The organism is Streptomyces lothianensis (assembly GCF_047779955.1).
GTDB lineage: Bacteria > Actinomycetota > Actinomycetes > Streptomycetales > Streptomycetaceae > Streptomyces.
In genome coordinates, this window is sequence record NZ_JBLMKT010000045.1 from 107,626 (window position 1) to 121,945 (window position 14,320).

The 14,320-nt window shown below is 71.5% G+C and carries 13 protein-coding genes; 7 read left to right on the forward strand and 6 right to left on the reverse strand.

From position 1 onward, the window contains the following. Position 1: 1 nt before the first annotated feature. From ACLF6P_RS16795 to ACLF6P_RS16820, 6 genes are all read left to right on the forward strand, one after another. On the forward strand, positions 2–292 hold the full coding sequence (locus ACLF6P_RS16795) for a hypothetical protein (RefSeq protein WP_415951166.1): 291 nt from the start codon (positions 2–4) through the stop codon (positions 290–292). Positions 293–407: 115 nt separating this feature from the next. Beyond that, positions 408–1,247 carry a hypothetical protein gene (locus ACLF6P_RS16800; protein ID WP_415951168.1) on the forward strand — a complete coding sequence of 280 codons (840 nt, stop codon included), beginning with the start codon at positions 408–410 and terminating at the stop codon, positions 1,245–1,247. Positions 1,248–1,305: 58 nt separating this feature from the next. Further along, positions 1,306–3,255, forward strand: a complete 1,950-nt coding sequence (locus tag ACLF6P_RS16805; protein WP_415951169.1) for a fumarate reductase/succinate dehydrogenase flavoprotein subunit — start codon at positions 1,306–1,308, stop codon at positions 3,253–3,255. Then, positions 3,252–4,040 (forward strand): succinate dehydrogenase/fumarate reductase iron-sulfur subunit, encoded by a 789-nt coding sequence (locus ACLF6P_RS16810; RefSeq protein WP_415951170.1) that lies wholly within the window; start codon positions 3,252–3,254, stop codon positions 4,038–4,040. Before ACLF6P_RS16805 ends, ACLF6P_RS16810 begins: the two co-directional genes overlap by 4 nt. 215 nt (positions 4,041–4,255) lie before the next feature. Next, positions 4,256–6,397: a TPM domain-containing protein gene (locus tag ACLF6P_RS16815; RefSeq protein WP_415951171.1), complete on the forward strand. Its 2,142-nt coding sequence runs from the start codon at positions 4,256–4,258 to the stop codon at positions 6,395–6,397. Positions 6,398–6,493: 96 nt separating this feature from the next. Continuing rightward, positions 6,494–7,207, forward strand: coding sequence for a PspA/IM30 family protein (locus ACLF6P_RS16820; protein ID WP_415951172.1), 714 nt, complete (start codon positions 6,494–6,496; stop codon positions 7,205–7,207). 9 nt (positions 7,208–7,216) lie between these two features. Here the strand turns inward: ACLF6P_RS16820 and ACLF6P_RS16825 are convergent, their stop codons facing one another. From ACLF6P_RS16825 to ACLF6P_RS16840, 4 genes are all read right to left on the reverse strand, one after another. Further along, positions 7,217–9,826, reverse strand: a complete 2,610-nt coding sequence (locus tag ACLF6P_RS16825; protein ID WP_415951173.1) for a SpoIIE family protein phosphatase — start codon at positions 9,824–9,826, stop codon at positions 7,217–7,219. A gap of 176 nt (positions 9,827–10,002) precedes the next feature. Continuing rightward, positions 10,003–10,434 (reverse strand): ATP-binding protein, encoded by a 432-nt coding sequence (locus ACLF6P_RS16830; RefSeq protein ID WP_415951175.1) that lies wholly within the window; start codon positions 10,432–10,434, stop codon positions 10,003–10,005. Between the two features lie 268 nt (positions 10,435–10,702). Further along, positions 10,703–11,104, reverse strand: coding sequence for an NUDIX hydrolase (locus ACLF6P_RS16835; RefSeq protein ID WP_415951177.1), 402 nt, complete (start codon positions 11,102–11,104; stop codon positions 10,703–10,705). 76 nt (positions 11,105–11,180) lie between these two features. After that, the gene (locus ACLF6P_RS16840) at positions 11,181–11,705 is read right to left on the reverse strand and encodes a PadR family transcriptional regulator (protein ID WP_415951178.1); all 525 of its coding nucleotides are present in this window, start codon (positions 11,703–11,705) and stop codon (positions 11,181–11,183) included. Positions 11,706–11,816: 111 nt separating this feature from the next. Between ACLF6P_RS16840 and ACLF6P_RS16845 the strand changes: the two genes are divergently transcribed. Then, positions 11,817–13,175: an MATE family efflux transporter gene (locus ACLF6P_RS16845; protein ID WP_415951179.1), complete on the forward strand. Its 1,359-nt coding sequence runs from the start codon at positions 11,817–11,819 to the stop codon at positions 13,173–13,175. Here ACLF6P_RS16845 and ACLF6P_RS16850 read toward each other — a convergent pair. Together ACLF6P_RS16850 and ACLF6P_RS16855 are read right to left on the reverse strand one after the other, a co-directional pair. Then, complete coding sequence (locus tag ACLF6P_RS16850; RefSeq protein WP_415951180.1) at positions 13,139–13,318, reverse strand: SPOR domain-containing protein; 180 nt, start codon at positions 13,316–13,318, stop codon at positions 13,139–13,141. The genes ACLF6P_RS16845 and ACLF6P_RS16850 overlap by 37 nt on opposite strands. A 230-nt stretch (positions 13,319–13,548) precedes the next feature. Next, positions 13,549–14,301, reverse strand: coding sequence for a GntR family transcriptional regulator (locus ACLF6P_RS16855; RefSeq protein ID WP_415951181.1), 753 nt, complete (start codon positions 14,299–14,301; stop codon positions 13,549–13,551). Positions 14,302–14,320 lie beyond the last annotated feature (19 nt).

Below are 14,320 nucleotides of genomic sequence, written 5' to 3' on the forward strand. Positions count from 1 at the left end.
GATGTCCCTGCGCGATGAACTGACGGCCGCACAGCGCTGTCTCGAAGACCTGAACCGAGCGATCGCACGACTGGAACAGCAGGTGAGCCCGGGACTCGACATCCGCCGGGTACACACCGACGCCGAGCATCTGCGCGACAGTCTCACGCTGCTCCGGGAGGCCGCTGCGCCCGGAACGTCACCGCAGCAGCGCCCCGAGATGGTCGGCGTTCCCGATGCTCCCTACGACCGGTCCCTGTGGGCCGATGCCGATGACGAGGGCCTGGGCGCCAGCGACCGGCACGCGCCCTGAGCCGCCGGGCTCCCGAGCCGTCCAAGCTCCCGAGCCGACCGCGCTCCAGAAGCGCCCGTAACGCCTGAGCCACCCGCACCCCAGGACCGAGAGCCGTATCGACTGGAGACCGACGTTGGCCACTGGCACAGATCCCCATGCCTCCAGGAAGTTCAGTCAGGACGAGGGCGGGGTGCGCGGCGCGGGCCGTGCCGCCATCGCCGCCCCGCATCTGCGCACGGACCGCTGGTGGCTGCAGCCCGCAGTGACCTTCGCGGGGCTGCTCGCCTTCGTCGTCTACTCGACGTGGCGGGCCTTCGCCAATGCCGACTACTACGCGGCGCCCTATGTCTCGCCGTTCTACTCGCCCTGTCTCGCCGAGAACTGCGAGCCCATGAAGGGCGGCCCCAACTGGGAACTCTTCGGCAGCTGGTGGGGGCTCTCGCCCGCGCTGCTCATCCTGGTCTTCCCGCTGGGCTTCCGGCTGACCTGCTACTACTACCGCAAGGCCTACTACCGGAGCTTCTGGGCCTCTCCCCCGGCCTGCGCGGTCGCCGAGCCGCACGGCAAGTACACCGGTGAGACCCGCTTCCCGCTGATCCTGCAGAACCTGCACCGCTACTTCTTCTACGCGGCCGTCCCGGTGGCGGGCATCCTCACCTACGACACCGTGCTCGCCTTCCGCGACGAGCACTACGCGTGGGGCCACATGGGCCTGGGCACCCTCGTCTTCCTGCTCAACATCGTGCTGATCTGGGCGTACACCCTCTCCTGCCACTCGTGCCGGCACATCGTCGGGGGCAAGCTCAAGCACTTCTCCAGGCATCCCGTGCGCTACCGGATGTGGCAGTTCGTGGGCCGCCTGAACGGGCACCACATGCTGCTCGCGTGGGCCTCGCTGATCAGCGTGGCGCTCGCCGACTTCTACGTCTATCTGGTCGCAAGCGGCGCCTTCGACGATCCGAGGTTCTTCTGATGACGGGGTGCGTGCGACTCATGACGGGGTGCCTGCGACTGATGACGGGGTGCATGCGATGACGACAGTGGAACGGCAGCAGTGGGACGTCGTCGTGGTGGGCGCGGGCGGCGCCGGTCTTCGGGCCGCGATCGAGGCGCGGGAGCAGGGCGCGCGGACGGCCGTGATCTGCAAGTCGCTCTTCGGCAAGGCCCATACGGTGATGGCCGAGGGCGGGATCGCCGCCTCCATGGGCAATGTCAACGAGGGCGACAACTGGCAGGTGCACTTCCGCGACACCCTGCGCGGCGGCAAGTTCCTCAACCAGTGGCGGATGGCCGAGCTGCACGCGAAGGAGGCCCCCGACCGCGTATGGGAGCTGGAGACCTGGGGCGCGCTCTTCGACCGCACCCGGGACGGAAAGATCTCGCAGCGCAACTTCGGCGGGCACGAGTACCCGCGCCTCGCGCACGTCGGCGACCGCACCGGCCTCGAACTGATCAGGACGCTGCAGCAGAAGACCGTCTCCCTTCAGCAGGAGGACCACCGGCGGCACGGCTCGTACGAGCACGGCCTGAAGGTCTTCCAGGAGTGCACGGTCACTCGGATCCTGAAGGACGACGTGGACGGGAAGGTCGCCGGGGTCTTCTGCTACGAGCGGGAGACCGGGCGCTTCTTCGTGATCGAGGCGCCGACCGTGATCCTGGCGACCGGCGGCATCGGCAAGTCCTTCAAGGTGACGTCCAACTCGTGGGAGTACACGGGCGACGGGCACGCGCTCGCGCTGCTCGCCGGGGCGCCGCTGATGAACATGGAGTTCGTGCAGTTCCATCCGACCGGGATGGTCTGGCCGCCCTCGGTGAAGGGGATCCTCGTCACCGAGTCGGTGCGCGGGGACGGCGGGGTGCTGCGGAACTCCGAGGGCAAGCGGTTCATGTTCGACTACATCCCGGATGTCTTCAAGGAGAAGTACGCCCAGTCCGAGGAGGAGGGCGACCGCTGGTACGAGGACCCGGACCACAACCGCCGCCCGCCCGAACTGCTGCCCCGCGACGAGGTGGCGCGGGCGATCAACGCCGAGGTGAAGGCGGGGCGCGGTTCGCCGCACGGCGGGGTGTTCCTCGACGTCTCCTCGCGGATGCCCGCGGATGCCATCCGGCGCAGGCTGCCGTCGATGTACCACCAGTTCAAGGAGCTGGCGGACGTCGACATCACGGCCGAGGCGATGGAGGTCGGGCCCACCTGCCACTACGTGATGGGCGGGATCGCCGTCGAATCCGACACCGCGGCGGCGCTCGGCGTGCCCGGACTCTTCGCGGCCGGTGAGGTCGCCGGCGGGATGCACGGCTCCAACCGGCTCGGCGGGAACTCCCTCTCCGATCTGCTCGTCTTCGGGCGGCGGGCCGGGCTGCACGCGGCGCGGTACGCGGCCGGGCTCGGCGAGGCGCGGCCCATGATCGAGGAGGCGCAGATCGACCTGGCGGCGGCGGAGGCACTGCGGCCGTTCTCCGCGGAGGCGCCCGAGGAGGGTACGGATGCGCCGCCGACCGCGGAGAACCCGTACACCCTGCACCAGGAGCTGCAGCAGACGATGAACGACCTCGTGGGGATCATCCGCCGCGAGGAGGAGATGGACACCGCTCTGAAGAAGCTCGCCGAGCTGCGGGTACGGGCCCGGCGGGCCGGGGTCGAGGGGCACCGGCAGTTCAACCCGGGCTGGCATCTCGCGCTCGACCTGCGGAACATGCTGCTCGTCAGCGAATGCATCGCGCGCTCCGCGCTGGAGCGCACCGAGAGCCGCGGCGGGCACACCCGTGAGGACTATCCGGACATGGACCGGGTGTGGCGCCCGGTCAACCTGCTCTGCCGCCTCGCCGACCCGACGGGCAACCTGGCGGCGACGGACCCGGTGCGCGGCCAGATCCGCCTCAGCCGCAGGCGGACCGATCCGATCCGCCAGGACCTGCTGGCCCTCTTCGAGAAGGAGGAGCTGGTCAAGTACCTAGCCGAAGAGGAGCTTTCCGAGTGAGCACAGATGCGTCGACCGCTTACGAAGCCCACTTCAAGGTCTGGCGCGGGGACACCGAGGGCGGCGGCCTGGAGGACTTCGAGGTCGAGGTGCACGACGGGGAGGTCGTGCTCGACATCGTGCACCGGCTGCAGGCCACCCAGGCGCCCGATCTCGCCGTGCGGTGGAACTGCAAGGCCGGGAAGTGCGGGTCCTGCTCCGCGGAGGTCAACGGGCGGCCGCGGCTGATGTGCATGACCCGCATGTCCACGTTCGCGCGGGACGAGACGATCACCGTGACCCCGCTGCGGGCCTTCCCGGTCGTACGGGACCTCGTCACCGACGTCGGCTTCAACTACACCAAGGCCCGCGAGGTGCCCTCCTTCGTACCGCCCGAGGACCTCGCCCCCGGCGAGTACCGGATGATGCAGGAGGACGTGGACCGCTCGCAGGAGTTCCGCAAGTGCATCGAGTGCTTCCTCTGCCAGGACACCTGCCATGTGGTGCGTGACCACGAGGAGAACAAGGGCGCCTTCGCGGGTCCGCGGTTCCTGATGCGGGTCGCCGAACTCGACATGCACCCGCTGGACGCGGCGGCCGAGGAGGGACTCGACCGGAAGAGCACCGCGCAGGAGGAGCACGGGCTCGGCTACTGCAATATCACCAAGTGCTGCACCGAGGTCTGCCCCGAGGGCATCAGGATCACGGACAACGCGCTGATCCCGCTGAAGGAGCGGGCCGTGGACCGCAAGTACGACCCGCTGGTGTGGCTGGGGAACAAGATCCGGCGGCGCACGGAGCAGTGAGGCGCCGGAGGTCGTAAGACGCCGGGAGTCGGCAGGCGCGGGGAGACCTCAGGCGCCGAAAGCCTCAGGCGCGGGGAGACCTCAGGCGCGGAAAGCCTCAGGCGCGGGGAGACCTCAGGCGCGGAAAGAGGTCAGGCGCAGGGAGTCGGGCGCCGGGGTCGTGGCCGGGAGCGGCCCGGTCGCGACCCCGCAGATGCGGACATACGCTCGCATATGTGACGCCACCCCGAACGCTGCCGCACAGCGCCGCGCGGGCGGTGCTCGCCGCCCTGTTCGCGGTGGCGCTGCCCCTGCTCTTGGCCGCCCCCGTACGGGCCGAGGACCCGGTGACGCTGTCGCGGCAGGGGCAGATCACCGACAAGGTGGGCGCGGTCGGCGGGCGCAAGGACGAGGTCGCGCGGGCCCTCGACCGGCTCTACGACGACCACGGGCTGCAGCTCTTCGTCGTCTACGTACGGGACTTCTCCGGGCAGGGCGCCCAGGCCTGGGCGGACACCACCGCCGAGCTGGGCGGGCTCGGCATGAACGACATCCTGCTCGCCGTCGCCACCCACGACCGGCAGTACGCCTACTCCGCCGACCAGGACTCCGGGCTGAGCAGCGCGCAGCTCCAGGTCGTCGCCGCCACCGCGATCGAGCCGGCGCTGCGGCAGAACGACTGGGCGGGCGCCGCGATCGGTGCGGCGAACGGCTACGGCGCGGTCGTCGCGGGCTCCCCGGTGCCGACCCCGGCGATCACGCCCGGTGACCCCGATCCGGGCGCCGCCGAGGACCACGGCCCGGCGACCGGGGACTTCGTGCTCCCGGTGATCGCGGTCGGCAGCGCGGGCGCGCTCGCGGTGTACGCGTACGCGCGCGGCAGGCGGCGGAAGAACGGTGGCGGCGGCACCCGGGGTCGGGTCTCCGGATGGCAGCAGGGCCCTGCGCTCACCGCGCTGCCCGCGCTGGACAAGCGGGCGCGGCTGCTGCTCGTACAGACCGATGACGCCGTACGGACCTCCGCCGAGGAACTCGGCTTCGCCGCCGCGCAGTTCGGTGACGCGGCCGTCAAACGCTTCCAGGACGCCGTGACGTACGCGCAGACCGAGCTGACCGCGGCCTTCCGGCTGCGTCAGCAGCTCGACGATGCCCCGCCGCGGCAGCGGCATGATGTCTCGCCGGAGGATGACGCGACGAAGCGGCGGATGCTCGACGAGATCGTCTCGCGCTGCACCGAGGCGAACCGGAGGCTCGACCTGGAGAGCGCCGATTTCGACCGGCTGCGGGCCCTGGAACGGAACGCGCCCCAGGCGCTGCGGCTGGCCGAGGGCACGTACGAGGAGATCGACGCGCGGACGACGGCGGCCCTCGGGACCCTGACGAGTCTCACCATGCGGTACGCGGAATCGGCGGCCGCGCCCGTGAGCGGGCATCCGGCGGAGGCGAAGGAGCGGCTGGACTTCGCCACGGACCATCTGGAGCAGGCCCGCGAGGCCGTCGAAGCCGGCGAGAACGGGACGGCCGCCGTGTATCTGCGCGCCGCCGAGGGCGCCCTCGACCAGGCGGGCACGCTCGTGGACGCCGTCGAGCGGCTCGCGGACGAGCTGCGGCAGGCCGCGGAGAAGCTGCCCGGGGCGCTCACCGAGACGGAGACCGATCTGGCCGATGCCCGCGGACTCCTCGAGGGCACGGCACAGGGCACGTCCACGGCGGATCTGCGCGGGCGGATCGCGCGGGCCGAGTCGGTCCTCGAAGACGTACGGGGTGAGATGGCGGCCGGGCGCCACGACCCGATCGACGCGCTGCGGCGGACCGAGGAGGCCGATGCGGTGCTCGACGAGGCGCTGGCCGGGGCGCGCGAACGGGAGGTCGCCGAGCGGCGGGCGCGCGGGCTGCTCGACCAGAGCCTGCTCACCGCGCGCTCCGCGGTCGGCGCGGCCGCCGACTACATCACCACCCACCGCGGCGGGGTCGGCAGCGAGGCCCGCACCCGGCTCACGGAGGCCCAGCGGCATCTCGGCCGGGCGGAGGCCCTCGCGGACGGCGATGCCCCGGCGGCGCTGGCGCAGGCGCGGCAGGCGGACTCCATGGCGCGGCAGGCGCGGGAGCTCGCCGAGCGCGACACCCGCTCCTTCGACCCGTACGGCGGGCCGATGGGCCGCGGGCGCCCGCGGTCCGGCGGGATGGGCGGGGCGGTGCTCGGCGGGATCATCCTCGGCGAGGTGCTCGGCGGGACGGGCGGGCGGCGCGGGGGCTTCGGGGGCTTCGGGGGCGGTTACGGACGTGGAGGCGGCGGGTTCGGCGGCGGCCTCGGCGGGCCGGGGAGCTTCGGCGGGGGCGGGACGCGGGGGCGGATGGGCGGTGGGGGCCGCTTCTGAGCCTGGCTCACCCGCGTACGGGGTGCGTTCCGTACGCGAGTGAAGAGCACATCGACCGAACCGACGTCATCCTCGTACGCGTAAAGGAAGTCCGCGATGTCCAAGCAGACCATTCTGGGGCGAGTGGCCCAGCTCGCGAAGGCCAACATCAACGCGCTGCTCGACCAGGCCGAGGATCCGCAGAAGATGCTCGACCAGCTGATCCGCGACTACGGCGACAACATCCGGGAGGCCGAGGAGGCCGTGTCGACGACGATCGGCAATCTGCGGCTGCTCGAAGCGGACCACAAGGAGGATGTGGAGGCGGCCGCTCAGTGGGGCGGGAAGGCGCTCGCGGCCAGCAAGAAGGCCGATCAGCTGCGGGCCGCGGGCGATACGGCGGGCGCGGACCGCTTCGACTCGCTCGCCAAGGTGGCCCTGCAGCGGGAGCTGCAGTGCGAGAAGGAGGCGGCGGGCGCCGCGCCGACGATCGCGGCGCAGACCGAGGTGGTCGAGAAGCTCAAGTCGGGGCTCGACGGGATGAAGCTCAGGCTGGGCGAGCTGCAGTCGAAGCGGGACGAGCTGGTGGCCCGCGCGAAGACGGCCGAGGCGCAGAACCGGATGATGGACGCGGCCCGGAGCATCGACATCCTCGACCCGACGAGCGAACTCGCCCGCTTCGAGGACAAGGTCCGCCGCGAGGAGGCCCGGGCGCTGGGCAAGGAGGAACTTGCGGCGTCCTCCCTCGACGCCCAGTTCGAGGAGCTGGAAGCGCTGGGTGATCAGGCGGAGATCGAGGCGCGCCTTGCGGCGATGAAGGCAACGTCGTGAGGCGCGGGTTCAGAACATGCTCAGCAGGGCGTCCACCGAGGGTTCCGACGGGGAGTCGCCGTTCGGGAGAGGGAGTTCGAACCACACCGTTTTGCCGCGGGGGGTTCGGCGGGCACCCCAGGAGGCGCTGAGCAGGCCGACGAGCTGGAGGCCGCGGCCGCCCTCGTCGGTGTCGCGGGCGCGGCGGCGGCGGGGCTGGACCAGGCCCGCGTCCCAGACCTCGCAGACGAGGCTGCGGTCCAGGAGGAGCCGCAGACGTATCTCGCCCTCGCCGTAGCGCAGGGCATTGGTGACGAGCTCGCTGACCAGGAGTTCCGTGGTGTCGATGAGGGCTTCGAGGTCCCAGGCGGCGAGCTGGGCGCGGGCGAGTTCGCGGGCGCGGCCCACCGAGCGGGCCTCGCGGGGCAGCGTCCAGTCGCCGACCGATTCGCCGGGCAGGCCCTGGACACGGGCCATGAGCAGGGCGATGTCGTCCTCGCCGTGGTGGGTGTCGAGGGTGCCCAGGACGTGGTCGCAGACGTCTTCGAGGGGGCGGGCGGGGTCGGTGAGGGCGGCGCGGAAGGCGTGCAGGCCCTCGTCGAGCGGGTGGTCGCGGGATTCGACGAGGCCGTCCGTGTACAGGGCGAGCAGCGCGCCTTCCGGGAGCTCGACCTCGACCTCCTCGAAGGGTTCGCCGCCGACGCCGAGCGGCATGCCCGGCGGTACGTCGAGCATCAGCGCCTCCTCGTCGGGTTCGACGAGGACGGGCGGCAGATGGCCGGCGTTGGCGAAGGTGCAGCGGCGGGTGACCGGGTCGTACACCGCGTAGACGCAGGTCGCGAGGTAGACCTCGGAAGGGTCGACATCGCGGCCCTGCAGGGCGCGGCGGGTGGACTGCGGTGAGTGCGGGTGCTGGCCCCAGGGCGTGGGCGCGCCGAGGCCGCGGGCGATCTCGTCGAGGGCGGAGAGGACCTCGGCGGGTTCGAGGTCGAGGAGGGCCAGGGTGCGTACGGCGGTGCGCAGTTCCCCCATCGCCACGGCGGCGCGCAGCCCGCGGCCCATGACGTCGCCGACGACGAGGGCGGTGCGGTGGCCGGGCAGTTCGATGACGTCGAACCAGTCGCCGCCGACCTCGGTGGCCGCGTTGCCGGGCAGATAGCGGCAGGCGATGTCCAGGCCGGAGGCCTCGGGGTCGCCGGGCGGGAGCAGGGAGCGCTGCAGGATGAGGGCGCGTTCGTGTTCGCGGCGGTACAGGCGGGCGTTGTCGATGCAGACGGCGGCGCGGTTCGCGAGCTCCACGGCGAGGGTGCGGTCGCGTTCCGAGAAGGACTCGCTGCCCATGGTCCGCGAGAAGCGCACCAGGCCGACGACGGTGTCGTGCGCGACCATCGGCACGGCGAGGGTGGAGCGTACGAGCCCGCCCTCGGTGCGCGGGATGGTGACCGGGCGGGCGGTGCGCAGGGCGTCGGCGCAGGGCGAGTTGAAGGCGTACCGGTGCAGGTCGCCGATGCCGACGGGCTCGCCGGAGTCGTCGAGCGGGACGTCGGAGACGGCGCTGGAGAAGGCGACGCGGCGCAGTTCGGCGCTGCCGTCGGCGAGGCTGTGGGACTGCATGGCCGCCTCGTCGCCGTCGAGGAGGCCCTGGTAGAGGTCGACGGAGGCGAAGTCGCAGAAGACGGGGACGGTGACGTCGAGGAGTTCGCGGGCGGTGGTCTCCAGGTCGAGGGAGTTGCCGATACGCGAGCCCGCCTCGTTGAGCAGGGCGAGGTTGCGGCGGGACTGGGCGGCCTCGCGGGCGGCGGCGTGGCGGCGGGTGACGTCGGTGCCGATGCCCGCGACGCCGATGGGGCGGCCGGTGCCGCTGTGTACGCGGTAGAGGTTGATGGACCAGTGGCGGCGCTCCTGCGAACCGGGCGCGGGGCCGACGATCTGCATGTCCGTGACGGATTCGCCGCTCTCCAGGACGTGCTGGAGAGCGGCGGCCATCCGGTCGGCCTCGCCGCGCGGGAGGTAGTCGTGGACGGTGCGGCCTCGGTGTTCGTCCGTGCTGCCGCCGAAGACGGTGGCGAAGCGCCGGTTGGCGCGCTGGACACGCAGATCCGTACCGAACAGCAGGAAGCCGAAAGGCGATTGGCCGAAAATCGCCTCGGAGGCGGCGAGGTCGGTCTCGATCCGGCGCAGCGCGCGCACATCGACGACGATGCAGACGGCGCCCCGCTCCCCGTGCACGGTCTCGGTCGGCATCACATAGACCTCGGCGACTCCGTCGAGCGAGCCGTCCTCGGCCATCCGGAAGGGGACGACGCCCGTCCACTCCTTGCCGTCGAGGATCTCGCCGACCCTGCGGTGGCCGATGTCGCGCAGGCCCTCGGGGACGAAGGCGTCGATCGGATCCCTGCCGACGGCATCCGCGGCGGGGACGTGGAAGAGCAGCTCGGCACGGTGGGACCACTGGTCGATGCGGCCGTCGGCGCCGAGGGAGAACGAGGCGACCTTGATGTAGTCGTAGATCGAACCGGGCGGGCTGGTCTGCCACAGGATGTCGCCGGCGGCATGACCGCCTCGCGGCGCCCCCGCGCGCCCCTCGGGCTGCTCCGGCTGCTCCGGCTCAGGCGCCCCGGCAGGTGGTATCTCGCTCACGCGACCGTCCCCTCCAGCTCACCGTCATGGACCGACCTCTCGACGGCTTGCCCGCAGTATCCAGCACTACGGCCGCATGCAACACCGCGTTCACAGCTCCCATGCGATGCGGACGTTTTCGGCCGGGTCGCTGGGAGATCGGCTCTCGTTCACGTTCTAACCACGGTTGCGGACATCTAACCCGCGCCGTCCGATCCGCGCCATGCGGGAAGCGACAATTCGAACCAGACCGTCTTCCCCGTGTGCCCCGTGCTGGTGCCCCAGCGGCTGGCGGAGCGGGCGACGAGCTGCAGGCCACGACCCCCTTCGTCGTCCACCCCGGCCTCCCGCTCCAGCGGCGGATCCGGAAGCGGATCGGAGACTTCCGCCCGTAGTACGCGGGGAGGCCCCGCGGGGCGTACGAGCCGGACGCCGATGGGGCCGGAGGCGTACCGCAAAGAATTGGTCACAAGCTCGCTGACGAGCAGCACCGTGACATCACCGAGCCCGCCGAGCCCCCAGTACACGAGCTGCTTGCGGACGAGAGCACGGGCGGCGCGCACAGCGGTGGGATCGGCGGGAAAGCTCCACTCGGCGCAGTCGCCTTCGGTCTCGATCACGCCGATCACTTCCCGGAGCGGGGGGCCGGAACAGCTGTCCGGTTTCATGGGGTTAATCAGCACATACCCGATATCAAGCGCGACCTACCGCCGGCATCGGCGCACTGTGGCACGAACGGCGTAGGGGGTGTGCGCCGCGCGGGGTCTCGCGCGGCGCGCGGGCCGGGGGCACGCCGCGTGCGGGTCCGGAAGTTCACGCCGCGTGCGGGCCCGGGGGTTCATGCCGCACGCGGGCCGGGGGTTCGCCACCGGGCCCGGCACCGGGCCCGGCACCGGGTCACCTCAATTCGCCGGCGGCCTTGAGGTCGTCGAAGAGCAGCTGGTCGACCGGTGGCACCGAAGGACGGTCCGCGTACGAGAACCAGGCCATCTCCTCGATCTCGCCGCTCACCACCAGGCTTCCCTGGTAGTCCGCGGTGTAGCAGCTCATCCGCACCACGGCACCGCCCGGCAGATCGGGCACCTCGGCCTCGTACGTGCCCACGTGCAGCGCGCTGTCCGGGTCGAGGAGCACGGTCAGCTCCTCCTTGATCTCGCGGAGCAGGGTCTCCAGGTCGCTCTCCGCGCCCTCCCGCTTGCCGCCGGGGATGTAGAAGACGCCTTTCCCCCGGGGCCGGGCGCAGAGAATCCTGCCGTTCTCCACCCGCACCCACGCCACCGTGTCGATCAGGATCGTCATCACTCCGCCTTGTTCGTCCGGAACCCGCGCCAGGCAGGACCCTAGCGAGACACAGGGCCCGGCCGGCGGGTCGGTATCAGCCCTCGAGGGCCGCGATCGCCTCGGCCAGCCACCGCTTCTCCTCGGCACCCGTCGCACGGGCGATGCGCAGCATGCCCTGCCGGAAGAGGTCCGGCGCCTCCTCGGCCCGTACCGGCTCGCCGTCGCGGTAGAAGAAGCTCGCCGGTGTGTCGAGAAAGACCTGCCGGCGGCGGAGGACCGCGGCCTGCTCGGCGCGGTCGGGCAGGTGCCGCAGGAACGCAAGCAGCGTGAAGAAGCGCTGCCCGTCGGTGATTTCGGCTTCCTTGGGGTCCCTGAGCCGGGCCTGCAGCTCGACGCGGCCCGCCTCGGTGAGCGTGAGGATCCGGCGGGGCGCCGCGCCGCTCCCGGGCTCGGTGCGCTGCTCCACCAGGCCCGCCTTCACCAGCCGGGTGATGGCCGGGTAGAGCGCGCCGTCGCTGACGGGGCGAATGTGGCCGCTGAGGCCCTGGATGCGGGCCTTCAGCTCGTATCCGTGCAGGGGCCCCTCGTGGAGGAACCCCAGAATCGACAGCTCCAGCACGCGACCGAATCCTCTCCTGCGCCCGAGTGACACTTGCCCGACTTTCGCGGCCATGCTAACTCTTTTCGCTGTACCTCGATTCGAGGTACAGCGAAAAGAGGGGGCGTGAACATGGGGGAATCAGCGCACCGGCGCAAGCTGGTCTCGCTGGCGTATCCGGTCTACTTCGAGCTCCTCGCGAGCGTCACTGCGGGGATCATCAACATGGTCTGGGTGGCCAGGCTCGGCGGGGAGGCCGTGGCCGCGGTGGCCGTCGCGACGAACCTGGAGAACCTGCTGCTCGGCGTCGTCCTCGTCGCAGGCTCAGGCACAACCGTGCTGGTCGCACGGGCCAGAGGCGCGCAGGATCAGGCGGCGATACGCTCCGCCGTGCGCGGCGGCTGGACGCTGTGGGCGATCGTCACACCCGTCGTCGCCGTCGGCGGGTTCCTGTGCCGCGAGCCGCTCGCCCGACTCGTACTCGGGACCGCGGAAGACAGCTCGCCGGCCCTCGCCGCCGACTACTTCTCGATCGCGCTGCCGGGAATCGCGGTGTTCTTCGCGACCAACGTCGTCGACGGCATCCTCAAAGGCACGGGCGACACCCGCACCCCGATGAGACTCGCCATGCTCGCCAACGGACTGATCCTCGCGCTGGATCCCCTGCTCATCCTCGGATTCGGCCTCGGGGTCCGCGGGGCCGCGATCGCCACGGTCGTGGGCCGCACCGTCGCGCTCGTCTGCGGATGCGTCGCGCTGCGCCGCAACGCCGTGCTGCGGCAGACGGCCGGGGCACCCCGGGGCCGGGCCGGGTCACTGCGCCTCGATGCCCGCAGGGTCGCGGCGACGGGGCTGCCCATGTCAGCCGACTTCGTCGTGCGGATGACGGGCGCGCTCGCCCTCGTGGCCGTCGTCGCCCGCATCGGCGTCGCCGAAGTCGCCGCCTACGGAATCGCGACCAAGGCCATGTACGTCGCGACCATGGCCTTCTACTCGGTACGCCAAGCCGCCGCCATCCACACCTCGCACCTGCTCGGCACCGGACACGACGAGCGGCGTGCCGTCGGGCGGCAGGCACTGCTGCTCGCCGGTGCGCTGGGTCTCACGGCGACGCTGGCGCTGCTCGCCGCCGGGCCGTGGATCATGCGGGCGTTCGGCGCCGAAGGCGCGGTGGCCGAGGCCGGCACGCTCTACCTGCGGTGCCTCGGGCCGTACCTGGTACTGCTCGCCTGCTTCATCGCGTTGGGCGGCGTGTTCGAGGGCAGCGGCGACAGCCCTGCCCTCGCGCGGATCACTACGGTCGGGGTGATGCTCCAACTGTCACTCGCGTACGCCCTGTCGGGAGCAGGACTGCCCGGCATCTGCGCGGCCATGGCAGCCTCCATGGCCCTGCAGTGCGCGGCCGTTGCCAGGATGTACCGGCGCACGGCGCACGCGCCGGCCGCCAGGCCGCCTCAGCCCGCCCTCCGGTCGAGGCGCTCCACCCAGTAGAGCTGTTTGTGGCCGCGGCCCTCCAGTTCGTCCACGACCTTTTCGGCTTCCGCCCTGGTCGCGTACCTGCCGACGCGATAGCGGTTGCCATTGTCGTCCTGTCGTATGACATGCCAGGGGAGGGCGGGTCCCGCGTCACTCATCGCACACCCACCCCTCCGCTTTGCGGGCGCCGCCGGGCGCCGCGCAGGGAAAACGCACTCCGCATATGCCCGAGCCTACGCCCGACCTTCACTCAGCGGAGCGGGAATGACACAAAGAGGCAGCAAATCAGCCAGGAGGGAGGGGGCGCGTTCGCGTGGATGCGCCCCCAGTTCGCAGCCGTGGTCCCAACTGTCCGGTGGGCCGGATTCGTTGGCGGCGAGGGTGCGGGCTATTTGACGGGGAGGTGGTAGGCAACGCGGTAGCGGTCGGCGGGGATGACCACGTCCGCCGTCTCGACCGGGCGGCCCGAGGCGAAGTACGTGCGCTCGATGGTCACGACGACATGGCCGGGCACGCCGCCGAGCAGCTGCAGCTCCTCGGCGAGGCCGGGGCGGGCTCCGACCTCCTCCGCCACGTTGTCCACGACGACGTCGATGGCGGCCATCCGCTCGACCACGCCGCAGCCGCCGAGCGGACCCTCCTCCGGGAGCATCACGGGGGTGCGCCCGGTGATGGCGAGCGGCTCGTAGGAGGTGGAGAGCATCATCGGCTCGCCCGACTCGCGGAAGACGTACGAGGTACGCATGACCGGGTCGCCCTGTTCGACCGAGAGCCTGCGGGCGATGTCGGAGTCGGCGGCGGCCTGTTCGCTGCAGGATTCCCAGGTGCCGCGCGCGCCGCTCTCGGCCTGTTCCTGGCGGAAGGGCGAGAGGCCGCCGCGGTGCCGGTAGGCCGCGCGCGAGACGCGGCGCGGGGCTGGGCGCTCGCGCACATACGTGCCGGATCCGGAGCGGCCCTCGACGAGACCTTCGGCCATCAGGACCTTGCGGGCCTCCAGGGCGACGGTGTCGGAGACCCCGTACTCCTCGCGGATGCGCGCCTGGGAGGGGAGCCGGGTGTGCGGCGCCAGAATCCCGCTCACGATCTGCTTCCGTAGATCGTCCGCTACGCGCAGATACGCGGGCTGCTCACCGAACGTCACTGGCCACTCCCATCGGGTT